Source organism: Achromobacter sp. GW823-FHT04E03 (assembly GCF_058796095.1).
This window is the reverse complement of sequence record NZ_JBXAIJ010000001.1, coordinates 1,455,401-1,478,150: the sequence shown is the minus strand read 5'-3', so window position 1 is coordinate 1,478,150 and position 22,750 is coordinate 1,455,401. Positions and strand designations below refer to the sequence as shown.

The 22,750-nt window shown below is 64.5% G+C and carries 25 protein-coding genes; 16 read left to right on the top strand and 9 right to left on the bottom strand.

Annotation, left to right across the window (positions count from 1 at the left end):
- Window position 1 precedes the first annotated feature (1 nt).
- The gene (locus tag AC1RHV_RS06845) at window positions 2-1,651 is read left to right on the top strand and encodes a PqiB family protein (protein WP_054456064.1); all 1,650 of its coding nucleotides are present in this window, start codon (window positions 2-4) and stop codon (window positions 1,649-1,651) included.
- A 1-nt stretch (window position 1,652) separates the two neighbouring features.
- On the opposite strand, the gene AC1RHV_RS06840 is transcribed toward AC1RHV_RS06845, so the two are convergent.
- From AC1RHV_RS06840 to AC1RHV_RS06825, 4 genes are all read right to left on the bottom strand, one after another.
- Window positions 1,653-2,072 carry a shikimate kinase gene (locus AC1RHV_RS06840; RefSeq protein ID WP_492300168.1) on the bottom strand — a complete coding sequence of 140 codons (420 nt, stop codon included), beginning with the start codon at window positions 2,070-2,072 and terminating at the stop codon, window positions 1,653-1,655.
- A 126-nt stretch (window positions 2,073-2,198) separates the two neighbouring features.
- Complete coding sequence (locus AC1RHV_RS06835) at window positions 2,199-2,507, bottom strand: hypothetical protein (RefSeq protein WP_059373681.1); 309 nt, start codon at window positions 2,505-2,507, stop codon at window positions 2,199-2,201.
- Window positions 2,508-2,601: 94 nt separating this feature from the next.
- Window positions 2,602-4,044 carry an MFS transporter gene (locus AC1RHV_RS06830; RefSeq protein ID WP_054456067.1) on the bottom strand — a complete coding sequence of 481 codons (1,443 nt, stop codon included), beginning with the start codon at window positions 4,042-4,044 and terminating at the stop codon, window positions 2,602-2,604.
- A gap of 117 nt (window positions 4,045-4,161) precedes the next feature.
- The gene (locus AC1RHV_RS06825) at window positions 4,162-4,746 is read right to left on the bottom strand and encodes a TetR/AcrR family transcriptional regulator (protein WP_125470709.1); all 585 of its coding nucleotides are present in this window, start codon (window positions 4,744-4,746) and stop codon (window positions 4,162-4,164) included.
- A gap of 92 nt (window positions 4,747-4,838) precedes the next feature.
- On the opposite strand from AC1RHV_RS06825, the gene AC1RHV_RS06820 reads away from it, so the two are divergent.
- Together AC1RHV_RS06820 and AC1RHV_RS06815 are read left to right on the top strand one after the other, a co-directional pair.
- Window positions 4,839-6,029 (top strand): MFS transporter, encoded by a 1,191-nt coding sequence (locus AC1RHV_RS06820; RefSeq protein WP_346545713.1) that lies wholly within the window; start codon window positions 4,839-4,841, stop codon window positions 6,027-6,029.
- Between the two features lie 63 nt (window positions 6,030-6,092).
- The gene (locus tag AC1RHV_RS06815) at window positions 6,093-6,491 is read left to right on the top strand and encodes a RidA family protein (RefSeq protein WP_054456073.1); all 399 of its coding nucleotides are present in this window, start codon (window positions 6,093-6,095) and stop codon (window positions 6,489-6,491) included.
- Here AC1RHV_RS06815 and AC1RHV_RS06810 read toward each other — a convergent pair.
- Window positions 6,488-7,393: a LysR family transcriptional regulator gene (locus tag AC1RHV_RS06810; RefSeq protein ID WP_054456075.1), complete on the bottom strand. Its 906-nt coding sequence runs from the start codon at window positions 7,391-7,393 to the stop codon at window positions 6,488-6,490. The genes AC1RHV_RS06815 and AC1RHV_RS06810 overlap by 4 nt on opposite strands.
- A gap of 98 nt (window positions 7,394-7,491) precedes the next feature.
- On the opposite strand from AC1RHV_RS06810, the gene AC1RHV_RS06805 reads away from it, so the two are divergent.
- The 3 genes from AC1RHV_RS06805 (at window position 7,492) to AC1RHV_RS06795 (ending at window position 9,403) form a co-directional block, all read left to right on the top strand.
- On the top strand, window positions 7,492-8,649 hold the full coding sequence (locus AC1RHV_RS06805) for a DSD1 family PLP-dependent enzyme (protein WP_492300164.1): 1,158 nt from the start codon (window positions 7,492-7,494) through the stop codon (window positions 8,647-8,649).
- A gap of 24 nt (window positions 8,650-8,673) precedes the next feature.
- Entirely contained in the window at window positions 8,674-9,060 is a 387-nt protein-coding gene (locus tag AC1RHV_RS06800) for a RidA family protein (RefSeq protein WP_054456078.1), read from the top strand.
- A 70-nt stretch (window positions 9,061-9,130) separates the two neighbouring features.
- The gene (locus tag AC1RHV_RS06795) at window positions 9,131-9,403 is read left to right on the top strand and encodes a hypothetical protein (protein ID WP_054456080.1); all 273 of its coding nucleotides are present in this window, start codon (window positions 9,131-9,133) and stop codon (window positions 9,401-9,403) included.
- Between the two features lie 12 nt (window positions 9,404-9,415).
- Here AC1RHV_RS06795 and AC1RHV_RS06790 read toward each other — a convergent pair whose 3' ends face one another.
- A complete protein-coding gene (locus AC1RHV_RS06790) occupies window positions 9,416-9,715 on the bottom strand; it encodes a DUF2513 domain-containing protein (RefSeq protein ID WP_054456477.1) in 300 nt (99 codons plus the stop codon).
- 125 nt (window positions 9,716-9,840) lie between these two features.
- Here AC1RHV_RS06790 and AC1RHV_RS06785 point away from each other — a divergent pair, with 125 nt between their 5' ends.
- The 5 genes from AC1RHV_RS06785 (at window position 9,841) to AC1RHV_RS06765 (ending at window position 12,561) form a co-directional block, all read left to right on the top strand.
- Window positions 9,841-10,239 (top strand): hypothetical protein, encoded by a 399-nt coding sequence (locus AC1RHV_RS06785; protein ID WP_054456082.1) that lies wholly within the window; start codon window positions 9,841-9,843, stop codon window positions 10,237-10,239.
- Between the two features lie 93 nt (window positions 10,240-10,332).
- Window positions 10,333-10,653 (top strand): hypothetical protein, encoded by a 321-nt coding sequence (locus AC1RHV_RS06780; protein WP_054456085.1) that lies wholly within the window; start codon window positions 10,333-10,335, stop codon window positions 10,651-10,653.
- A gap of 375 nt (window positions 10,654-11,028) precedes the next feature.
- Complete coding sequence (locus tag AC1RHV_RS06775; RefSeq protein ID WP_006220190.1) at window positions 11,029-11,232, top strand: cold-shock protein; 204 nt, start codon at window positions 11,029-11,031, stop codon at window positions 11,230-11,232.
- Between the two features lie 228 nt (window positions 11,233-11,460).
- Window positions 11,461-12,024 (top strand): DUF924 family protein, encoded by a 564-nt coding sequence (locus AC1RHV_RS06770; protein WP_492300161.1) that lies wholly within the window; start codon window positions 11,461-11,463, stop codon window positions 12,022-12,024.
- Window positions 12,025-12,354: 330 nt separating this feature from the next.
- Window positions 12,355-12,561, top strand: coding sequence for a cold-shock protein (locus AC1RHV_RS06765; RefSeq protein WP_006225311.1), 207 nt, complete (start codon window positions 12,355-12,357; stop codon window positions 12,559-12,561).
- Window positions 12,562-12,681: 120 nt separating this feature from the next.
- On the opposite strand, the gene AC1RHV_RS06760 is transcribed toward AC1RHV_RS06765, so the two are convergent.
- A complete protein-coding gene (locus AC1RHV_RS06760) occupies window positions 12,682-13,233 on the bottom strand; it encodes a TIGR00645 family protein (protein WP_054456088.1) in 552 nt (183 codons plus the stop codon).
- A gap of 259 nt (window positions 13,234-13,492) precedes the next feature.
- On the opposite strand from AC1RHV_RS06760, the gene loiP reads away from it, so the two are divergent.
- From loiP to lon, 5 genes are all read left to right on the top strand, one after another.
- Window positions 13,493-14,248, top strand: coding sequence for a metalloprotease LoiP (gene loiP, locus AC1RHV_RS06755; RefSeq protein WP_119449349.1), 756 nt, complete (start codon window positions 13,493-13,495; stop codon window positions 14,246-14,248).
- A gap of 169 nt (window positions 14,249-14,417) precedes the next feature.
- Window positions 14,418-15,728, top strand: a complete 1,311-nt coding sequence (gene tig / locus AC1RHV_RS06750) for a trigger factor (protein WP_054456093.1) — start codon at window positions 14,418-14,420, stop codon at window positions 15,726-15,728.
- A gap of 4 nt (window positions 15,729-15,732) precedes the next feature.
- Entirely contained in the window at window positions 15,733-16,386 is a 654-nt protein-coding gene (gene clpP / locus AC1RHV_RS06745) for an ATP-dependent Clp endopeptidase proteolytic subunit ClpP (protein WP_054456095.1), read from the top strand.
- A gap of 101 nt (window positions 16,387-16,487) precedes the next feature.
- Window positions 16,488-17,786 (top strand): ATP-dependent Clp protease ATP-binding subunit ClpX, encoded by a 1,299-nt coding sequence (clpX, locus tag AC1RHV_RS06740; protein WP_054456097.1) that lies wholly within the window; start codon window positions 16,488-16,490, stop codon window positions 17,784-17,786.
- A 259-nt stretch (window positions 17,787-18,045) separates the two neighbouring features.
- Complete coding sequence (gene lon, locus AC1RHV_RS06735; protein ID WP_054456099.1) at window positions 18,046-20,496, top strand: endopeptidase La; 2,451 nt, start codon at window positions 18,046-18,048, stop codon at window positions 20,494-20,496.
- Between the two features lie 126 nt (window positions 20,497-20,622).
- Here the strand turns inward: lon and lexA are convergent, their stop codons facing one another.
- Window positions 20,623-21,273, bottom strand: a complete 651-nt coding sequence (lexA, locus tag AC1RHV_RS06730) for a transcriptional repressor LexA (protein ID WP_054456101.1) — start codon at window positions 21,271-21,273, stop codon at window positions 20,623-20,625.
- A 202-nt stretch (window positions 21,274-21,475) separates the two neighbouring features.
- Complete coding sequence (locus AC1RHV_RS06725) at window positions 21,476-22,675, bottom strand: amino acid aminotransferase (RefSeq protein WP_054456103.1); 1,200 nt, start codon at window positions 22,673-22,675, stop codon at window positions 21,476-21,478.
- Between the last annotated feature and the right edge of the window lie 75 nt (window positions 22,676-22,750).

The window sequence follows — 22,750 nt, the reverse complement described above, 5'->3', positions numbered from 1 at the left end:
CATGCCTGAATCTGGGTCCGCCGTTGCCAGCACGCCTGCCGCAAGCCGTAAAAGGCGTCGCCTGTCCTGGATCTGGCTGGTGCCTCTCATCGCAGCCGTGGGCGGACTGGCGCTGGTCGTACGCGTCTGGATGGAAGCCGGCCCCACCGCCACCATCAGCTTCCAGACCGCCGAAGGGCTGGAGGCCGGCAAGACCCAGGTCCGCTACAAGGAAGTCGTTGTCGGCGTGGTCGAACGCGTGGCCTTGAACTCGGACCGTTCCGGTATCGTCGCGACCGTGCGCATCAACAAGGACGCCGGCAGCCTGCTGCAGGAAGGGACGATGTTCTGGGTGGTCCGGCCCAGGCTGACCCTGAGCGGCGTATCGGGCCTGAGCACCCTGTTCTCCGGCGCCTACATAGGCGTGGACCCGTCCGACCAGTTCCGCCAGGAAACCGAAACCCGCGCCACCAAGTACAGCTTCGTCGGCCTGGAGACGCCGCCCGAGGTGCAGCAGGACCGCGCCGGCAAGCGCTTCACCCTCAAAGCCCACGACCTGGGTTCGCTGGACATAGGTTCACCCGTCTACTTCCGCCGCATCGCGGTGGGCGAGGTGGTCGCCTACCATCTGGACAGCAGCGGGGAAGGCGTCAACGTGCAGGTTTTCATCGACGCACCCAATGACGACTTCGTCAACAGCGCCACGCGCTTCTGGAATGCCAGCGGCGTGGATTTCAGCGTTGATGCGCGCGGCCTGCAGGTGCGCTCGCAGTCGCTGCTGTCCGTGATCGTGGGGGGCGTTGCGTTCGACACCGTCGAGCAGCATGCGCATGTGGCGGCCAAGGCCGATGCCGAGTTCACCATCTTCTCGTCTGAAGGCGCGGCCCGCGCGCAACCCGATGGCACGCCGCTGCACATCCGCATGCGCTTTGACCAGTCGGTCCGGGGGCTGGTGGTCGGCGCGCCCATCGACGCGTATGGCGCGTCCATCGGCCAGGTGGACTCGATCCGCCTGGAGTTCGATCCGGCGATCAAGCAGTTCTATGCGCTGGTCGGAGCCACCGTCTACCCCGAACGCCTGGGCGCGCAGACGGTCGAGGAAATCAAGGAATACTCGGGTTCGACGCTGCAGCATCCCAGCGGCAAGCTGCTGGCCGCTTTGATCCAGCAGGGCCTGCGCGCGCAACTGCGTATCGGCAATCTGCTGACCGGGCAGCTATATGTCGCCTTGGCGGTGTTCCCCGACGCCAAGCCGGTGACGTTCAAGATGGAAGAGGATCCCTTCATTCCTACCGTGCCGAACAACCTGGATCAGTTGCAGCAGCAGATCAACAGTATCCTCACCAAGCTGGACAGGGTGCCGTTCGAAGGCCTGGGCGCCGATCTGGGCCAATTGCTGCGCGCCACTTCCAGCCTGATGAAGCGGCTCGATACCCGCCTGGCGCCCGAGGCGCAAGCCATGCTGCGCCAGGCCAGCAAGTCCTTGGCTGCCGTGGGCGGGGTGTTGAATCCGGACGCCGGCCTGCCGGTCAATGCCAATGCAGTCTTGCAGGAACTGTCGCGGGCGGCCCGGTCGCTGCGGGAACTGTCGGACTATCTGCAAGCGCATCCGGAGTCGTTGCTGCGCGGCCGCGCTCCCGATGCCCAGTATCAGCGCCAGCCGGCGCGCTAGGCTAGGCCGCGAGCCACTGCGCGATCTGGCGGGCGCTGGTTTGCGCATCCGTGCCTGAAGTGTCCAGCACCAGGTCGCTGAACGGACGCGTGGCATAGCCTTCGCGGTACATCTGCGCGACGCGCTCCCGCTCCCAATCGGTCAATACCCGTCCGCCTCTGTCCGATTGCGCGGCCGCCAGCGTGGGGGCCAGGGTCACTACGCGCAAGCACGCGCCGCGTTGCCGGCACGCAGCCAGGATTTGCTCGTAGCTATCCTGCTCCAAGGGGTAGGCGATGACCAGATAACGCTCCTGCGCCTCGGCGATCAGCCTGGTGAGGCGGGCCAGCGCCAGCGCCCATTGCTCGGTGTATGGCAGATGGCTGGGGGCGTCGTGATCGTCGCCGTCGATGAAGCGTGCAGCGGGCAGCAGGCCGGCCAACGCTGCGCCGACCGTGGATTTACCGCTGTTGATCGGGCCGTTGAGATGGATGACGGTGGTGTCGGGCGTTGAGATGGCTGTTCCTTTCAGTGCAGGCGGGCGCGCGAGGCGTCCGCGCCGGCCGAATCAGAACAGGCATTGTCGCAAAGCGAACTTGCGGCCGAAAGCCCGCACTTCGTCGCCGTCCACGGACGCCGCCAGGTCCCAGCGGTCGCCGCGCGTCACCAGGAAGGACCGGCCGGTCGCGGCATGCCGCAAGGCGAATTGCCAGAAGGCTGCCTCGGAGCCTACCGGTTCGAGGTCGTGCGGCCCGATCAGCAGCCGGCTGGGGCGGGGCGTTGCGCCCAGAGTCCAGCGCAGGGCGATACCCAGGAACGCGAAACGCGCCGAGAACGACGACGGCTGGACGGTCAGCACGCGGATTCTGTTGATCATGGCCAGGACCCCTTGCAGATAGCGTCCAGCGTAGCAAAAGCGGCCCGGGCCATCCATACCGCCTTTGGCGGAAATTGGCGGGCCCGGCTGGCTGCTATTGCTGGATGGCGTCCTGCGCATGGCTGCGCGTGATGCGCCCGAGCAGCAGCAGGGCGCCGGCCGGCGCCAGCGCGAATGCAGCAAACAGCCATTGCGCCGCATGCTGTGCGCCCGCGACGCCTCCGGGATCCGCCAGGCCTGCGCTATTGGTGATGACGCCGGCCAGCGCCGCCGTCAATGCCGTCGCGTAAAGCTGCACCGTCGTGATGGACGAAGATGTCAGGGTTTCTTCGCCGGCAGGCGCCGCGGTGAATATGCGCGTCAGCAGGTGCGGCCAGCTCAGGCCGATGCCGAAGCCCACGCCGGCCAGCGCCAGCACATAGAGCGCCAGCCCCGGGTAGGACTGCAGTTGCGCCGTGCGCGGCGTCATATAGGCCAGGGCGGCCAGCGCGGCCAGGATCACCATGGGACTCAGGCGCACCAGGAAATTCGCCGCCGGGCCGCTGCGGGTGGCGCTGGGCATGGCGGCCAAGGTCCAGCCCGCCGCCATGGCCGCCGTCATGTAGCCGGCCGCCAGCGGTGTCATGCCATGGATGACCTGCAGGAAATACGGCACGAAGATTTCGGTGGTGATAGCCGCTACCACCAGGCACATCACCGCGTACAGCGCGCCCAGCGGCGTGGCTATCGAGTAGGCGCCGGTCGGCAGCAGCCGCTTTGCGGCGCGCTGGTCCACCGCCGCGATCAGCGCGGCGATCGCCAGTCCGGCGGCGATGCCCGCCAGATTCCAGCGCAGGTCCGTCGACAGGCTGGCCAGCGTGATCGCCAGCACACTGGCCACCAGCAGGCCCAGCGTGGTCACGGGCAGCGGGCTTGGCCGCGAGGCCGGAACCGATTCCTTGCCGCCTACCTTGAGGGCCACGATCGCCGCCAGGGCGGCGGCCACGGGCAACAAGGCCCAGAACGCCAGCCGCCAGTGCCCGGTCTGGGCGAAGACGCCGCCGATGGCGGGGCCGCACAGGGTGGCGACGCCCCACATGCCGGACACCAGGGCCATTGCGCGCGACCAGAGCGGCGCCTCGAATACCAGGCGGATCAGGGCATAGCTGAGCGCAAACAGGATGCCGCCACCCAAGCCCTGGATGCTGCGTCCGGCCAGCAGCGCCGGCATGCTCGGCGCCAGCGCGCACACCACGGAACCTGCGGTGAACACCGCGACGGCGAGCAGGTAGGCCGCGCGCGGCCCCAGCGATTCGATCAGTCTGGCCGACAGCGCCGACCCGACGATGGAGGTCACGACGAACAGTGTGGTGTTCCAGGCGTAATACTCCAAGCCGCCGATGTCCTTGATGACGCTGGGCAGGATGGTGGTGACGATGTAGACGTTGATGGCGTGCAGCGCCACCCCGCCCGCCAGCGCGATCGAGCGCAGGGCATTGGTCCCGTGCAGCAGATCTGCCCAGGACGCGCTTGAAACATGGGTTGTGCCGGTGCTCACGCGGTCTTCCGCCTTCGAGAAAAATTATTTAAACAAGATATTTATTGGATAATACGCATGCCGGCGTGCAACAGCAAACGCTGTGTACGAGCGCCGCAGTCCTCGCCGCGGCGGCGGTCAGCGCTTGAGCAAGCCGCGCAACAGCAGGTCCAGCGCCTGCAAGGCCTGCGCCAGACGCGGGCCGTCCTCGGCGTCCTGCGCGATCCAGAAGGCACTTTCGACCAGGCTGCCGTTGATCAGCCGCGCCAGCGCCTGCGGCGCGGCGGCTTCGATCAGGTCCTGATCCATCATCGTCTGCAACAGCGCGGCGAGGGAAGCAATGCAGTGTTGCTGCGAGCCGTCCGCCGCCCCGCCCAGCACCGCCCGTGCATCTTGCAGCACGATGCGCCGGATCTCGGTTTCGGCCGCCATCTGCAGATACGCGCGGCAGCGTCCCTGCAAGGCGGACCAGGCATCGGGCGCCCGCGCTGCGATGGCCGCCAGGCGCTGGTCCATTTCGCCGTCGATCTGTTCGACCACGGCGGCGAGCAGGCCTTTCTTGTCGCCGAAGTGGTGGTACAGGGCGCCTCGGGTCAACCCCGCCGCCGCCGTGAAGTCGTCCATGGACGTGGCCGCATAGCCGACATCGCGGAAGGCTTGCCGGGCCGTGGCCAACAGTTTCGCGCGGGTGGCTTCGATCATCTCGGCGCGGGAACGCGTCATGCTCTCTCCATGCACATACGATACGTATGTAAATTGACATACGCATCGTATGTGAATACGATGCCGCTGTCCATGGCAATCAAAGGTTTCCGGTGTCGAATCCGTATCGCGAGTTGTTCCAGGCGCCCGGCGCACTGGGTTTTGTCCTGGCCGGCGCCATCGCCCGCCTGCCTTTGCCCATGATCGGCATCGGCATCATCACCATGCTGTCCGAGGTTCGCGGGTCCTACGCGTTGGCGGGCGCCGTCGCCGCCACGTTTGCGCTGGCCACGGCCTTGCTGGCGCCGCGGATTTCCCGCCTGGTGGACCGCCATGGCCAGGGCAGGGTGCTGCCGGTAGCCGCGGGCCTGTGCGTCGCGGGGCTGGTTGGCCTGGCGGCCTGCGTGCAATGGAATGCGCCCGAGTGGACCCTGTTTGTCTTCGCCGCGCTGGCTGGCGCCTTGCCCAGCATGCCGGCGATGATACGCGCGCGCTGGACCGAGATATTCAGGGACCAGCCGCAGTTGCGCACTGCCTACGCGCTGGAGTCCGTGGCCGACGAGCTGAGCTTCATCGTCGGCCCGCCGCTGGCCGTCGGGCTGAGCGCGCTGTTCTTTCCGCAGGCCGGCCCCTTGTTCGCGGCGCTGCTGCTCGCGGTGGGCGTCACGGCCTTCGTGCTGCAGCGGGCCACGGCGCCTGCCGTGCGGTTTACGCAGGAAGGGCGTCAGGCGTCGGTGTTGCGCATGCCGCCGATGCGGTCCCTGCTGGCGATGATGGCCGCCATGGGCGTCATCGTCGGCACCATCGACGTCCTGAGCGTCGCCTTTGCCCGGCAGCAGGGCATGCCGGCCGGCGCCAGCCTGGTGCTTTCCGCCTATGCCCTGGGTTCCTGCGTGGCCGGCCTGGTGTTCGGCGTACTGAAGTTCCAGGTGCCGCTGGCCCGCCTGCTGGTGGTCGCGGCGGCGGTCACGGCGTTCACCACGGTTCCGCTGCTGCTGGTGAACGATCTGCCGACCCTGGTGCTGGGCGTGCTGCTGGCCGGCCTGTCGTTCGCGCCGACCATGATCATCGCGATGGCGCTGGTGGAAAGCAGCGTGCCTGGCCATCGCCTGACGGAAGGCCTGACGTGGCTGGTGACTGGCCTGGGTGCGGGCGTCGCGGCGGGCGCGGCGCTGGCGGGCTGGGTGGTCGACCACTACGGCGTGGGCGCGGGATTCTGGACGGCGGTAGGGGCGGGCGCCATCGTGCTGCTGGCCGCCATGCCGGTGGGACGCAGTCCCGTGGCCGGTCGCGCCGGCGCCTGACCAGGCCGGCCGATAGAATGGGGAGTCCGGCGCCCTCCCCAGGCGCGCCGCAAGGAGAACCGCATGTCCAGAACAGTCGTCAATCCCGACACCGTGTTCAACACCGTCCAGTATGGATTCAGCCAGGCCGTCATCGTCACGGGGCAGCGCCGCATGCTGCTGTCCGGCCAGGTTGGCGTCGACATCAACGAGCGTACGGCGGGGCCGGGCCTGCAGGAGCAGACCGAAGCCGCGCTGGACAATGTCGAGCGCGTGCTGGCTGCGGCCGGCGGCACTTTGGCGCAGGTGATCATGCTGCGCATCTACATCTGCGAAACGGCCAGGGAGGATCAGGAAGTCATTGCGCAGGCGCTGCGCGACCGCTTCAAGAAAGATCCTCCGCCCTCATCGTGGATCATCGTCAGCGGCCTGTCGCTGCCGGAATGGCTGATCGAGATCGAGGCCGAGGCCATGCTCGACTAGGCGCGCCAGGGCGCCGTTGCAAAGGCGGCGCGCAGATGCGCCAGAAAGCCGGCCGTGCGCGCGGGCAGTTCCTGGCGCGATTTCACCAGGGCCACCACGTCGGCCGACGGCAAGGTCCAGCCGGGCAGCAGCGGCACCAGCGCGCGCGCCTGCAGATGCGTGGCCACATCCCATTCCGAGCGCACGATGATGCCGTGCCCGGCCAGGGCCCACTCCACGGCGGTTTCCCCGGCATTGCTGGACAGCACCGGCGCCACGCGCACCCCCACGGCCGGGCCGCGTCCATGCTTGAAGCGCCACAAGGTCACGTCTTCATCGTTCTCGCGCAGCGCGATGCAGTCGTGCCCGCGCAGGTCCTCGGGCTTGGCAGGAGCGCCGTGGCGCGCCAGGTAGGAGGGCGCCGCGCACAGGATCCGGCGATTGGGCGCCAGCGGGTACGCGACCAATGTCGAATCGCGCAGCTCGCCGATGTGAACCATCACATCCCAGTCATCGGAAGCCAGCCGCGGCGGCCCGTCGGATAGCGTCAGGCTGGCGGTCACGTCCGCGCTTTGGCTGCGGAACTCGGCGACCAGCCCAGCGATGTAGCGCTGCCCGAATCCCAGCGGCGCGACCACGCGCAGATGGCCTGCCACCACGCCCCTGCGGCCTGCCAGTTCGTCGGCCAGGTCGCCCAGTTCGCCGCAGATCTGTTCCGCCCGCAGCGCCAGCAGCCTGCCTTCGTCGGTCAGCGCGGTGCCGCGTCCCGAACGGTTGACCAGCCTGACCCCCAGCCGTTTTTCCAGCGTATGCAGTCTTTGGGTGACTGCGGGCGGCGTGACATCCAGCGCGCGCGCCGCTTCGGCCAGCGAGCGGGTGGCGGCCAGGCTAAGGAAGAAACGCAGGTCTTCGGTCGTAATCATGCAGGCATGGATTAATGGATGATTAAGTCTAGATTAAACACGCGGAACCGCCGCCGCGCCATACTTCAGCCATTCCGATACGCCATGCCGAGAACGCCATGAACCAGAACGCCACGCCTTCCTCCCTCGAGACCCTGGATACCCCGTGCCTGCTGCTCGACGAGACGCGCATGATGCGCAACATCGAGCGTCTGAATGCGCTGATGGCCGGGCACGGGGTGCAACTGCGTCCGCACCTGAAGACGCCCAAATCGATAGATGTCGCGCGCCGGCTCATGTCTACACCCCAGGGGCCGGCCGCCGTGTCCACGCTGCAGGAGGCCGAACAGTTCGCGGCTGCCGGCGTCACCGACCTGCTGTACGCCGTGGGCGTGTCGCCGGCAAAGCTGGACCGCGTGCTGGCGCTGCGCCGCCGCGGCGTGGATCTCACCGTGGTGGTGGACAGCCTGGAAGCGGCGCGCGCCGTCGCCCAGCGGGGGAGGGATGCTGGCGACGCCATCCCGGCACTGATCGAGATCGACTGCGACGGCCATCGCGCCGGGGTGCAGCCGGGTAATACGGCACAGTTGCTGGCGATTGCGCGCGTCCTGCATGAGGACGGCGCGTGCCTGCGCGGCGTCATGACGCACGCCGGCGAGTCGTACGGCTGCGATAGCGTCGACGCCATTGCCGACATGGCCGAGCAGGAGCGCGTGGCGGCCGTGAGTTGCGCCGAGGCGATCCGCCAGGCTGGCCTGCCATGTCCCGTGGTCAGCGTGGGATCCACCCCCACCGCGCATTTCGCCCGCAAGCTCGATGGCGTGACCGAAGTGCGCGCGGGCGTATACGTATTCTTCGATCTGGTGATGGCCGGGCTGGGCGTGTGTACGGTCGACGACATCGCCGCCACGGTGTTGACGACCGTGATCGGCCATCAGCCGGACAAGGGCTGGATCCTGGTGGATGCCGGATGGATGGCCATGTCGCGCGACCGGGGCACGGCCAAGCAGCGGGTGGACCAACTGTACGGCCTGGTGTGCGACGCCAGCGGCACGGTCTATCCCGACTTGCTGCTGGCCGAGACCAACCAGGAGCAGGGCATCATCAAGGTGCGTCCTGGCAGCGGCGCCGCCTTGCCCGAGCTGCCGCTGGGGGCGAAGCTGCGCATCGTGCCCAATCACGCCTGCGCGACCTGCGCCCAGCATGATGCCTACGAGGTCGTGCGTCCGGATTCGTCCGGGGTGGTGGCGCATTGGGAACGCTTTCGCGGCTGGTAAGCCGCCTTTCACGAGGAGGCATGCATGGATCTCATCCATACGAATCGGGCCACGCCGCCCGCGGGCCATTATTCGCAGGCGGTCCGCGCCAACGGTTTCATATTCGTTTCGGGGCAATTGGGCTTCCTGCCGCCCGCTGCGCCGGGCGCGCGACCAGCGCTGGCCGATGGCGCCGCGGCCCAGACCCGGGAAGCGCTGCGCAGTGTTCGCGCCATACTCGAAGCGGCCGGCGCGTCGCTTGCCGCGGTCGCCAGCGTGACCGTGTACATCCCGGACGTGGCGCTTTGGGACGAGGTCAACCAAGTCTACGAGGAGTGCTTCGGCGCTCACCGGCCCGCGCGGGCCATTGTGCCCACCCGCGAGCTGCACTACGGCGCCCAGGTGGAGATCAGCGTGGTCGCCGTCGCCTAGCCCGCGGCGGACCGCGCAGGCGGACGCCTATAATGCCTGCGCCTCAATACCCTCGGGGGAGACCGTCCGCATGCAGTACGAATACCTGTTCTGGTCCATGGCCGCTATGGTGGCGGCGGCGCTGGCAGGCGGCTCGCTATGCGGGCGCCTGGGCTCCGTCAAGCGGGTGCTGCTGGGGGTTGTCGCGCTGGCCGCGGCGGTGGGCGTGGCGGTGTTCCTGCTGTCCCGCCACGGCGGCTTCAGCGAACTGTCGGCGATGCTGTCGATCGCCGCCTTCATGTTCAGCCTGGTGATCGGCGCCGCCGCATCGCTGCTCACGCGGCGCATACTCTTGCGCCGCTGAGCGCTTCGCGCCTTATTCTTCGGCGTCGAAATCTTCGTCGTCTTCGTCTTCTTCATCCTGTTCCAGGGCGTCGTAGCCCTTCCAGGTGATGCGCCAGCGCGTCGCGCCCGCGGTGGCCGCCGTCTCGCTGATCTGCTTGACCAGGCCCGCGTCTTCCAGCAGGTCGAGGTGATGCGCAATCAGTTGCAGGCCTTGCTCTTCGGGATGCGGCGCCAGGGCCACGTTCTTGATGTCGTGCGTGCTCAGGTTGGGGCCGGGGGCGTCGCGCAGGGCGCCCAGGATAGTGACGACCAGGTCGAAATCGCGTTGCATGTTGTCCACCATTCATTGGGGGTAAAAGACAGGCCGACGATAGCAGAGATCCATTGCCGCGACGCGACAGGGGCCGCAGCCGGGTTACAGTCCAGGGTTCTCGATAACCGATACATGCAGATTCCATGAAGAAACCCGCAGAGCGCGATTGCCTCGCGCTGATCCCCGGCTACACGGGCCAGGCCGCCAAGCTCTTTCTCACGCGCAGCGAGGACGGCCGCATCGAAGGCGTGACCGTGTTCGATCTGCTTGGCCATATCAAGCTGCAGGGCGATGCGGATGCGGCGGCGGCGTGGGTCGGCGACTGGCTGGCCCAGGAGGCCGGCAACCGCAAGGCCCGCCGTACACAGCTCCTGGCCCAGATGTTCGTCTGCAAGCTCGCCGGCGAGGAGAAGGACCGCTTCCTGGCGGCGCAGAAGCCGCTGGTCCGGGTTCTGGCCGATGCCGGGGTGCGGACCCGTTCCGTTGCCGCCACCTCCGGCGCCGCGCGGCAGTCGCTTGGTCCTACTGTCAAGAAGCATTAGCCCAAGGCTGTTATAGTCGCGCCTGGGCGTGCGAGTGCACCTGCAAGGTGCGTGCCCAGGCGGGCAGCGCCCGCAAGTCAAGGAAGAGTGATCATGGAAATAGTAAGTCGGCAGGTTGCCGACGTAGCGGGCGGCGTCGAGCTGCACACCACGCTGGATGGCGAGAGCATCAGCGTCTACGTCCTGGAAGGCGTGGCGGATCTCAATGCGATCGCAGACATCGTGCCGCGTGAAAAAGTCGAAGCAGGGGCTGACATACACGCCTCTAGTGTCGACAATGTTGATAATGCGCAAGAACAGATCGACCAAGTCCTGGAGAATATGAATCCCGGCGACGTGGCGGTTTTCCTTTGCTCGGGTCCCGATGCTTTCGGCGCGGCGCTCGATCTGCTGGGTTTACCTATCGACGAGTAAGCCTGGCGGCAAACCAAAGTGCTAGCCCGAACGGCGTATGAAGAAATCCTCGTACGCGGGCAGGCGGCATTTATATAAGCCTAGATTGTTTTTTTATGATGCGTGGGTGTAAACACCTATGCAGGACTTCTTATTGCCTATGAAAATGTGTGGAATCCGCGTGCAGTTTCTCTTTGTTGCATTATTGGCACGCATTTTTTAGGATTATGTTGACTTGTGAGGGGAACCTAACGATAGTGTCGGCACACGATCACAAGCGTTGCGATTTTCGTTCAGTGCCGTGCCTTTTCCGGCTCAGCGTTATTGTTCTACTGTCCCCTCCTTGATTGATTCGTGACCTCCGGGCATTTGCCCATTATCTCTAGGAAATACAGTATGGAAACCGGCGTCGTTAAGTGGTTCAACTCGGAAAAGGGCTATGGCTTCATCACTCCGGAAGCGGGTGGTAAGGATCTGTTCGCTCACTTCTCCGAAATTCAGGGCTCGGGCTTCAAGTCTCTGGAAGAGAACCAGCGCGTCAGCTTTGTGACGGCCAACGGCCCCAAGGGCCCGCAAGCTACGAAGATCCAGGTCCTGTAAGGGTCTGAGTTTTCGATAGAAGCCCCCTCGTGGGGCTTTTTTGTTTTCTGCCGCAGCGTTCCTAAACATGGAAAGTATCGCTGCGCTTGTAATCTCAGGGTAATCCCTAGATTGCGTTATTCAGGTTTCCAAGTCACACCCGATTCATTCATTCGGTGTATGGATCCTAATATGGTGCGCGTCTCTGTTATTGTCGGCCTTGCTTTCGACTTCAGGATATGCGCGCTCATGACTTCTACCCCCGCCACGCAAATCGTTCCGCAACCCCACGAGGTGGTGGCGTTCTGGCGCGATGCCGGCCCGCAACAGTGGTTCAACAAGAGCGCGGACTTCGACGCAGCCTTCCGCGCCCGTTTCGAGGCCGCCCACATGGCTGCGGCCGCGCGCCAGTTGGATGCGTGGCTGGACGATGCCACCGGCGCCTTGGCCCTGATGGTCCTGTTGGACCAGTTTCCGCGCAACGCCTACCGGGCGACGGCGCACATGTTCGCCACGGACCCTTTGGCCCAGTACTTCGCCGACCGGGCCATCGCGGCCGGCCATGATCTGGGGGTGGACCCGCAACTGCGTCAGTTTTTCTACCTGCCCTTCGAGCACGCGGAGAACCTCGCCGCGCAAAACCGCGCCGTGGCCTTGATGGAACCATTGGACGCCGACTCGCTGCGCTGGGCGGTCCTGCATCGCGACATCATCAAGCGCTTCGGGCGCTTTCCCCATCGCAATGCCGCGTTGGGCCGGCAAACTACGCAGGCGGAGCAGGAGTTTCTCGATTCCGGCGGGTTTGCGGGGTAGGCGCACCGCGCGCGGCACGTGGGTCCAGGCGCCTTTCCGGCAGCAGGTATCCGCATGTGTCTACGCGTGCCAAGTTGAAAATTCCTGGCCTGCCTGGCGGTGTCAAACCCGCGCCGGCCTTGCCTCTCCGCTGCTTTGGCGGTACTCCTGAAATTGCGGATGTTTGACGTTTTTCGGGGTTCGCCAATACACTGGGTTCAGCGAGATTTTCAAGCGACGCGGTCTGCGTTTCACTTGTCGCCGTCAGTGGTACTGCGGTTGCTTCCTCTCCCATCCTTGATGATCTGGCGCCCCGCGAGCAATCGCTTTTTCTAGGTTCAAGGACACTCCATGGCAACCGGCATCGTTAAGTGGTTCAACGCCGAAAAGGGTTATGGTTTCATCATGCCCGATGATGGCAGCAAGGATCTTTTCGCTCACTACTCGGAAATCCGCAGCGAAGGCTACAAGTCGCTGCAGGAAAACCAGCGCGTCACCTTTGAGGTCGGTACCGGCCCCAAGGGTCCCAGCGCAAAGAACATCAAGGTAGCGGCCTGACCTTCGCAGGGCAGCGCCCCGGGCCGGCCCGGCGCTCCGCCCAGAAAAAAGCCCCCGCACGCAATGTGCGGGGGCTTTTTTTGTTGCCGGGCGGGCGCGCCTCTGGGGCGCTTGCCGGCGTCAGTGCTTCGCGTGGTTCGCCGGTGGCGTGGCCAGCTTGTCCACCAGCGCAATTCCCAGCGCCGACAGGATGAAGAGGGCGTGGATGATGGTCTGCCACATCACGCCGGCCTCGGAGAAGCGCGCGTTGGGCGTGCCCAGCGTGCCGGCCTCGATGAAGGTGCGCAGCAGGTGGATCGAGGAGATGCCGATGATGGCCATGGCCAGCTTGACCTTGAGCACGCTGGCGTTCACGTGGCTGAGCCATTCCGGCTGGTCCGGGTGGCCTTGCAGGCGCAGGCGGGACACGAAGGTTTCGTAGCCGCCCACGATCACCATGACCAGCAGGTTCGAGATCATCACCACGTCGATCAGGCCCAGCACGATCAGCATGATCTCCATTTCGCCGAAGCTGCTGGCGTGCGTCACCAGGTGCCAGAGCTCTTTCAGGAACAGCATGACGTAGACGCCTTGCGCGACGATCAATCCCAGGTACAGGGGCAGTTGCAGCCAGCGCGAGCTGAAGATCAGGCTGGGCAGCAGGCCCAGGCGGGGAGGGGTGTTGGAGATCATTTGGGTGCGAGCCCTATGGTGTGTGCGAAAAAATGGCGGGCGCAATTCTATCAACGCCGCGTTGCCGCAGATATCAGTTTCTTTGAGAGGGTCTGATCCAAGGGAATACCCGCTAGCACGATTGCGCAAATCCTGTTCGGGTTTTATGTAAGGAAAACTGGCATTTGCGAAACTGTGTGGCGAAACGCTTGGTGCGCATTGGTCGTATATAGAATTGCGGCCTCGTTCGCATAGAGCCAGTAAAGAGGAGTTTGTTCCCATGAAGATCCGCTACACCGTCGCCGCCCTGGGCGTTGCGCTCGCCCCTTTCTCCGCCTCCCACGCTTTGGACATCGGCGGCCTGGTCGGCGCCGGCAGCAAGGTCGTTCAAGCTGCCACGCTGAGCGATGCCGAGATCAAGACCCTGTCGGACAAGGCTTGCGCCCAGAGCGATTCCCAGGAAAAGATCGCCGCTCCCGGCAGCAAGTACGACGCCCGCCTGCAGAAGATCGCCAAGCAACTGGGCGGCACGGTCAACGGCCAGAAGGCCAGCTACAAGGTCTACATCACCAAGGACGTCAACGCCTGGGCCATGGCCAACGGCTGCATCCGCGTCTACAGCGGCCTGATGGACATGATGACCGACGATGAGGTGATGGGCGTGGTGGGCCACGAAATCGGCCACGTCGCGCTGGGCCACAGCAAGAAGGCGATGCAGACTGCCTACACCGTTTCCGCCGCGCGCGATGCCGCCAATGCGGCAGGCGGCGCCACCGTGGCCGCGCTCAGCTCTTCGCAACTGGGCGACCTGACCGAGAAGTTCATCAACGCGCAGTTCTCGCAGTCGCAGGAAAGCGCCGCCGACGATTACTCGTTCGACCAGCTGCAGGCCAAGGGCTTGAACACCCGCGGCCTGGTGACCGCGTTCCAGAAGCTGGCTGAGCTGGACGGCGGCAAGAGCGACATGATGAGCTCGCATCCGTCCTCGGCCAAGCGCGCGCAGCACATCGAAGAGCGCATCGCCAAGGCCAAATAAGGCTTTCTGGCTGACGTATATTCTCCCGTCCCGGGTGGAAAACGGGGCGCGAGTATCCGGACTTATCCGGGTGCTCGCGCCCCTTTGCGTCAGGGGACCGGAAGTTTCCGGTAAAATGCCCCGTTTATCCGCCCGTCATCTCTTTATCTCTCGGAAAATAGGTCTTTTAATGCAGCCTGTGGTTGAAACCCTCTCCGGCCTGGAGCGCCGTGTTGATCTGGCCGTCTCGGTGGCCGACGTCGAAAAGGAAGTCCAGGCGCAATTGAAGCGCGTGGCCCGGACCGCCAAGGTCCCCGGCTTCCGTCCGGGCAAAGCTCCGCTCGCCATGCTCGAGCGCAGCCATGGCCCCGGCATCCGCTACGACGTGATCAATAGCCAAGTTGGCCGTGCCTTTGAACAAGCTGTCGATGGCGCCAAGCTGCGCGTCGCCGGCGCCCCGAACCTCGAGCCCAAGACTGAAGGCGTTGCCGACGACACGCTGGCGTTCACCGCCACGTTCGAGGTCTACCCCGAAGTCGCCGTGCCGGATCTGTCGGCCCTGGCCGTCACCCGCTACGAAACGGCCGTCACCGACGCCGAAGTGCAGCAGACCCTGGACGTCCTGCGCAAGCAGCGCGCCACGTTCGAAGCCCGTGAAGGCCGCGCCTCGCAAGACGGCGACCGCGTCACGCTGGACTTCGCCGGCACCATCGACGGCGTGCCGTTCGAAGGCGGCAAGGCCGAAGCCTTCCCGTTCGTGCTCGGCCAAGGCCGCATGCTGCCCGAATTCGAAGAAGCCGCCCGCGGCCTGAAGGCTGGCGAAAGCAAGGTCTTCCCGCTCAAGTTCCCCGATGACTACCAGGGCAAGGAAGTTGCCGGCAAGACCGCCGAATTCACCATCACCGTCAAGGAAGTGGCTGAAGGCGTGCTGCCCGAACTGAACGGCGAATTCGCCAAGTCCCTCGGCCAGGCCGAAGGCGACATCGAAAAGCTGAAGGCCGACATCCGCAGCAACATCGAGCGCGAAGTCAAGGTCCGTTCGGCTGGCCGCACCAAGTCCAGCGTCATGGACGCCCTGGTCGAAGCCGGCAAGTTCGACGTGCCGAAGGCCCTGGTCGACAACGACGTGCAAGGCCGTGTCGCCGCCGCCCGCGAAGAGCTGAAGCAGCGCGGCATCCCCAACGCCGAATCCGTGCCGATCCCGGCCGAAGCCTTCGCCACCGAGTCCGAGCGCCGCGTGCGCCTGGGCCTGCTGGTGTCGGAACTGGTCAAGCAAGCCCAGCTGCAAGCCAAGCCCGAACAAGTCCGTGCGCGTATCGAAGAGTTCGCCGAGAACTACGAACAACCCGCACAGGTTGTCAGCTATTACCTGGCCGACCGCCAGCGTCGTGCTGAAATCGAGGCTATCGTGCTGGAAGACAATGTCGTCGCGCACGTGCTTGAAAAGGCCAAGGTCACCGAAGAGAAGGTGCCTTTCGATCAGTTGATGGGGATGGCGTAACACTATGCAGAGATTCACCGATTTCTATGCGGCAATGAATGGCGGGTCTTCGGTGACCCCCACCGGCCTGGGCTACATTCCCATGGTGATCGAGCAGTCGGGGCGCGGCGAACGCGCCTACGACATCTATTCGCGTCTGCTCCGCGAGCGGCTCATTTTCCTGGTGGGTCCGGTCAATGACGCAACGGCCAACCTGGTCGTGGCGCAGTTGCTGTTCCTGGAATCGGAGAATCCTGACAAGGACATTTCCCTGTACATCAACTCGCCCGGCGGGTCGGTGTATGCGGGAATGGCCATCTTTGACACCATGCAATTCGTCAAGCCGGACGTGTCCACCCTTTGCACCGGCCTGGCGGCCAGCATGGGCGCGTTCCTGCTGGCGGCAGGCAAGAAGGGCAAGCGCTTCACGCTGCCCAACTCGCGCATCATGATCCACCAGCCCTCGGGCGGCGCCCAGGGGCAGGCTTCGGACATCCAGATCCAGGCTCGCGAGATCCTGGACCTGCGTGAACGCCTGAACCGCATCCTGGCCGACAATACCGGCCAGACCATGGAACGCATCGGCATAGACACGGAGCGTGACAACTTCATGTCGGCCGAAGATGCGGTATCGTATGGACTGGTGGACAAGGTTATGACCTCCCGCTCGGAAGGCTGACTTCCCGGTTGACCCGAACCCGCTGCCACCACGTTTGAGTAAGCGCATGCGCTAGGCCCTTTAGCCGGCCTGGCGCATCTTTACCTGAGATACGAACATATATGCCTGAAAAAAAGGGATCGGCAGACGCAAAAGTGCTGCATTGCTCGTTTTGCAATAAAAGCCAGCATGAAGTCCGCAAGCTGATCGCGGGTCCGTCGGTATTCATCTGCGATGAATGCATAGATCTTTGCAACGACATCATCCGCGAGGAGGCGCAAGCCACCGCGCGCGCGGCGATTCGTTCCGAACTGCCCACTCCGGCTGAAATCAAGACCTTCCTCGACCAGTACGTCATTGGGCAGAACTCGCCCAAGCGCATGCTGGCCGTGGCCGTCTACAACCATTACAAGCGCATCCGCCACGGCGAGATCAAGGGCGACGAAGTCGAGCTCTCCAAGAGCAACATCATGCTGATCGGCCCCACCGGGTCGGGCAAGACGCTCCTGGCCCAGACGCTGGCGCGCATGCTGAACGTGCCCTTCGTCATGGCCGACGCCACCACGCTGACCGAGGCCGGTTACGTGGGCGAAGACGTCGAGAACATCATTCAGAAGTTGCTGCAGAACTGCAACTACGAAGTGGAAAAGGCGCAGCGCGCCATCATCTACATCGACGAAATCGACAAGATTTCGCGCAAGTCCGACAACCCGTCCATTACGCGCGACGTATCGGGCGAGGGCGTGCAGCAGGCCTTGCTGAAACTGATCGAAGGCACGGTCGCCTCGGTGCCCCCGCAGGGCGGCCGCAAGCACCCGAACCAGGACTTCGTCCAGGTCGACACGACCAACATCCTGTTCATCGTGGGCGGCGCCTTCGACGGACTGGAAAAGGTCATCCGCGACCGCACCGAGAAATCGGGCATCGGCTTTTCGGCCTCGGTGCGCGCCAAGTCGGAGCGCGGCGTGGGCGAACTGTTCTCCGAAGTCGAACCCGAAGACCTGATCAAGTTCGGCCTGATCCCCGAACTGGTTGGCCGTCTGCCGGTGGTCGCAACCCTGGACGAGCTGGACGAAGCGGCCCTGGTGCAAATCCTGACCGAGCCCAAGAATGCCTTGCTCAAGCAGTTCCAGAAGCTGTTCGCCATGGAAGGCGCCGAGCTCGACGTGCGTCCCGCCGCCCTGAAGGCGATCGCCCGCAAGGCGCTGCGCCGCAAGACGGGCGCGCGCGGTCTGCGTTCCATCATCGAGCAGGCCCTGCTCGACACCATGTATGACCTGCCTTCCCAGGGCAACGTCAAGCGCGTGGTGCTGGACGAGAACGCGATCGAAGGCGAGGGCAAGCCATTGCTCATCTACGCCGACGAGGACGCGGCTTCAGACAAGCCAGAGCGCGGAGAAGTCCGCGACGCCGCAGCCTGATATTTCAAAAAAGCCCGTTCCTGTAACGGGTTTTTTTGCCTAAGGCACATTCCCGGGTGCAAACACGCTTTTCCTGCAGGCGCGACGCTTGCATACTGAGGGTGCCGCCCCGCGGTTTTTTTCAGCCTTTGGGGGATCCAGGCGCCGAGATCTTGAATTTTCGGCTATTGTTCCCATAACAGACGTAACCGACGTGGATTGTCCGGGTATACCCAGGCCTCCCGTCCCCGATACGCCGAGTCATACCGAGGAACCTCCTATGTCTGCCAGCCAGACCCTGCCTTCCGACCCGATCGACCTGCCCCTGCTTCCACTGCGCGATGTCGTGGTGTTTCCGCACATGGTCATCCCGCTGTTCGTCGGCCGTCCGCGCTCTATCCGCGCGCTCGAGGTTGCGATGGAAGCGGGCAAGAGCATCATGCTGGTGGCCCAGAAATCCGCCGGCAAGGATGATCCCACCCCCGAAGACGTCTACGAGATCGGCTGCGTAGCCGGCATCCTGCAGATGCTCAAGCTGCCCGACGGCACCGTCAAGGTGCTGGTCGAAGGTACCCAGCGCGCCCGCATCAACAGCATCGAAGATGCCGATTCGCATTTCACCTGCCAGGTGTCGCCGATCGAACCGGACGCCATGCAAGGCTCCGAGACCGAAGCCCTGCGCCGCGCCATCGTCGCGCAGTTCGAGCAGTACGTAAAACTGAACAAGAAGATCCCCCCGGAGATCCTGACCTCGCTGGCTGGCATCGATGATGCCGGACGCCTGGCCGACACGATCGCCGCGCATCTTCCCTTGAAGCTCGAGCAGAAGCAGAAGATGCTCGAGATCGTCGGCACCTCCGAGCGCCTCGAGGGTCTGCTCACGCAACTCGAAACCGAAATCGACATCCTCCAGGTCGAGAAGCGGATTCGCGGCCGCGTGAAGAAGCAGATGGAAAAGAGCCAGCGCGACTACTACCTGAATGAGCAGGTCAAGGCCATTCAGAAGGAGTTGGGCGAAGGCGAAGAGGGCGCGGACATCGAAGAGCTCGAAAAGAAGATCATCGCTGCCCATATGCCCAAAGAGGCGCGCAAGAAGGCCGATGCCGAGCTCAAGAAGCTCAAGCTCATGTCGCCCATGTCGGCCGAAGCCACCGTGGTGCGCAACTACATCGATACGCTCATCAACCTCCCCTGGAGGAAGAAGAGCAAGATCAACAATTCCATCAGCAACGCCGAAACGGTGCTGGACAACGACCACTACGGTCTGGAAAAGGTCAAGGAACGGATCCTGGAATACCTTGCCGTGCAACAGCGCGTGGACAAGGTGAAGGCGCCGATCCTGTGCCTGGTCGGCCCTCCGGGCGTGGGCAAGACCTCGCTCGGCCAATCCATCGCCAAGGCGACGAACCGCAAGTTCGTGCGCATGGCGCTGGGCGGCGTGCGCGACGAAGCCGAGATCCGCGGCCACCGTCGTACGTACATCGGCTCCATGCCGGGCAAGATCGTCCAGAACATGTCGAAGGTCGGCGTGCGCAATCCCTTGTTCCTGCTCGATGAAATCGACAAGCTGGGCATGGATTTCCGCGGCGATCCCTCGTCGGCGCTGCTCGAGGTGCTGGACCCGGAACAGAACCACACGTTCCAGGACCACTACATCGAAGTCGACTTCGACCTGTCCGACGTCATGTTCGTGGCTACCAGCAACACGCTGAACATTCCGCCGGCGCTGCTGGACCGCATGGAAGTGATCCGCCTGTCGGGTTACACCGAGGAAGAGAAGATCCACATCGCCCGCGACCATCTGCTGCCCAAGCTGATGAAGAACAACGGCGTGAAGGATAGCGAACTCACGGTCGACGACAGCGCGCTGCGCGACATCGTGCGCTACTACACCCGCGAAGCCGGTGTGCGTGCGCTCGAACGCGAAGTGGGCAAGATCTGCCGCAAGGTCATCAAGCAGTTGCTGACCCAGAGCGACCGCGCCAAGGCCGAAGGCAAGACCGCCGAGGTCAAGCCGGTCAACGTCACGGGCGACAACCTGAGCGATTTCCTGGGCGTGCGCCGTTACGCCTTCGGCATGGCCGAAAAGGAAAACCAGATCGGTCAGGTGACGGGTCTGGCCTGGACGGAAGTTGGCGGCGACCTGCTGACGATCGAAGTCGCGGACATGCCGGGCAAGGGCGTCATCCAACGCACCGGTTCGCTGGGCGACGTGATGAAGGAGTCGGTCGAGGCGGCCCGCACCGTGGTGCGTTCCCGCGCCCGCCGTCTGGGCTTTGCCGACAGCGTCTTCGAAAAGCACGACATGCACGTGCACGTGCCGGAAGGCGCCACGCCCAAGGACGGTCCGTCCGCGGGTATCGCGATCACCACGGCCATGGTGTCGGCCTTGTCGCGCATTCCGGTGCGCGCCGATGTCGCCATGACCGGCGAGATCACGCTGCGCGGCGAAGTCCTGCCCATCGGCGGCCTGAAGGAAAAGCTGTTGGCGGCTCACCGTGGCGGTATCAAGACGGTCTTGATCCCGGAAGAAAACGTCAAGGATTTGGCGGAGATCCCGGACAACGTCAAGAACCACCTTGAGATCGTGCCGGTGCGCTGGATCGACAAGGTGCTGGAACTGGCGCTGGAGCGTCTGCCGGAGCCCCTGGCCGAGGAAGAAGCGGTCAAGGAACCCCTGGTGGCCAAGCCTGCCGAACCTGGTTCGACCGACCCGGTGCTCAAGCACTGATGGACACCGGGAGGGACGCCGCCGGTAAGCGGCGCCCCTTCTGGATAGCTTCCAACAAAAAACCCCGTCAATTTCTTGGCGGGGTTTTTTTCATGCCGCGCGCAAACGCGGGAGTAATGGGGGGGGCTAGTGCAGCGCGTGCGTGCGGATCAGGCCCACCGCGATGCCTTCCAACGCGAAATCCTGGCCGGCTTCGACCACGATGGGTTCGAAGTCGGGATTTTCGGGCAGTAGTTCGATGTGGCCGTTCTGGCGCTGCAAGCGCTTGACCGTGACGTCGTCGCCCAGGCGGGCCACCACGATCTGGCCGTTGCGGGCTTCCGAGGCTTTCTTTACGGCGAGCAGGTCGCCTTCCAGGATGCCGGCGTCACGCATGCTCATGCCGCGCACCTTGAGCAGGTAGTCGGGCGTCTGGGCGAACAGGTTGGGATCGACGCCGACCTCGCGTTCGACGTGCTCGGCAGCCAGGATGGGGCTGCCCGCGGCCACGCGGCCGACCAGCGGCAGCAGCAACTGCGCCAGGCCCGGCATGGGCAGCGAGCTTTGCGTGGGAGCAGGGGAGGTGTCTTTCAGGCGGATGCCGCGGGACGCGCCGGCCGTCAGTTCGATGGCGCCCTTGCGGGCAAGCGCCTTGAGGTGATCTTCCGCCGCGTTGGGGGAACGGAAACCCAGGGCCAGGGCAATTTCGGCACGCGTCGGCGGGAAGCCGGTGCGAGTGACGGTCTGCCTGATGAGATCCAGGATTTGTTGTTGGCGATCAGTGAGTTTGCTGGCCATGGCGATGATCCGGTGCTAGCGGACTGTACATATATACAGCGCCATTCTGGGGGACGCAGCGCAAAAAAGCAAGCCGGTCTGGACCAAAAGAAAAAGCCGGTCCGGACCAAAAGAAGAAGCTGGTCCGGACCAAAAGAAAAACGGGACCCGAAGGTCCCGTTCCTGACGGCAGGCCCGCGTGGGCCTGTGCGCTGCAAATGGCTTACAGCACGGCCGCGATGCCCTTGGCGACCTTGTCGATGTTGCCGCTGTTCAGCGCGGCCACGCAGATGCGGCCGCTGGAGACGGCATACACGCCATGCTCTTCGCGCAGGCGATCCACTTGCGCCGCGGTCAGGCCCGAGTACGAGAACATGCCGCGCTGCTGCAGCACGAAACTGAAGTCCTGCTTGCCGCCGTGTTCCTTGATCTTGTCGACCAGTTGCTTGCGCATCAGGCGGATGCGGTCGCGCATGCCGGCGAGTTCCTCTTCCCACATCGCGAAGAGTTCAGGCGTGTTCAGGACCGTCGACACCACCGTGCCGCCATGGGTGGGCGGGTTGGAGTAGTTGGTGCGGATCACGCGCTTGAGCTGGCTCAGCACGCGGGTGGCTTCGTCCTTGCTGCCGGCGACGACCGTCAGCGCGCCGACGCGCTCGCCGTACAGCGAGAACGACTTCGAGAACGAGGAGCTGATGAACATGGTCAGGTCCAGATCGGCAAACATGCGCACGACCGAAGCGTCTTCGGTCAGGCCGTCGCCGAAGCCCTGGTAGGCGATGTCCAGGAACGGGACCAGATTGTTTTCCTTCACGACGGCCGCGATCTGCTTCCACTGGTCGGCGGTGGGGTCCACGCCGGTCGGGTTGTGGCAGCAGGCATGCAGCACGACGACGGTCTTGGCCGGCGCGGCCTTCAGGTCGGCCAGCATGGCATCGAAGTTCAGACCGCGCGTGGCGGCGTCGTAGTACGAATAGGTACCGACTTCGAAACCGGCGCGCTCGAACAGGGCGCGGTGGTTTTCCCAGCTGGGGTCGCTGATCAGGACCTTGGAGGTCGGCAGCAGCTGGCGCAGGAAGTCAGCGCCGATCTTCAGCGCGCCGGTGCCGCCCAGGGCCTGAGTGGTCAGCACGCGGCCGGCGGCGGCCAGCGCGGAATCCTTGCCCAGCAGCAGGGCTTGCGCGCCGTTGTTGTAACCGGCGATGCCTTCGATCGGCAGGTAGCCGCGGGCGGCGGCGGCTTCGATGCGGGCGGCTTCGGCCTTGCGGACCGCGCCCAGCAGGGGGATGCGACCCTGATCGTCGTAGTACACGCCCACGCCCAGATTGACTTTACCGGGACGCGTATCAGCGTTGTATTGTTCGTTCAGGCCAAGAATGGGGTCGCGCGGGGCGAGTTCGACGGAATCGAAAAGGGTGCTCATGGGAGTCTGATGAGGTGGGTGGACGCAGTACAGGCTGCTGTGGATAATGAGGGGTTTACCCTGGAAGAGTCTAGC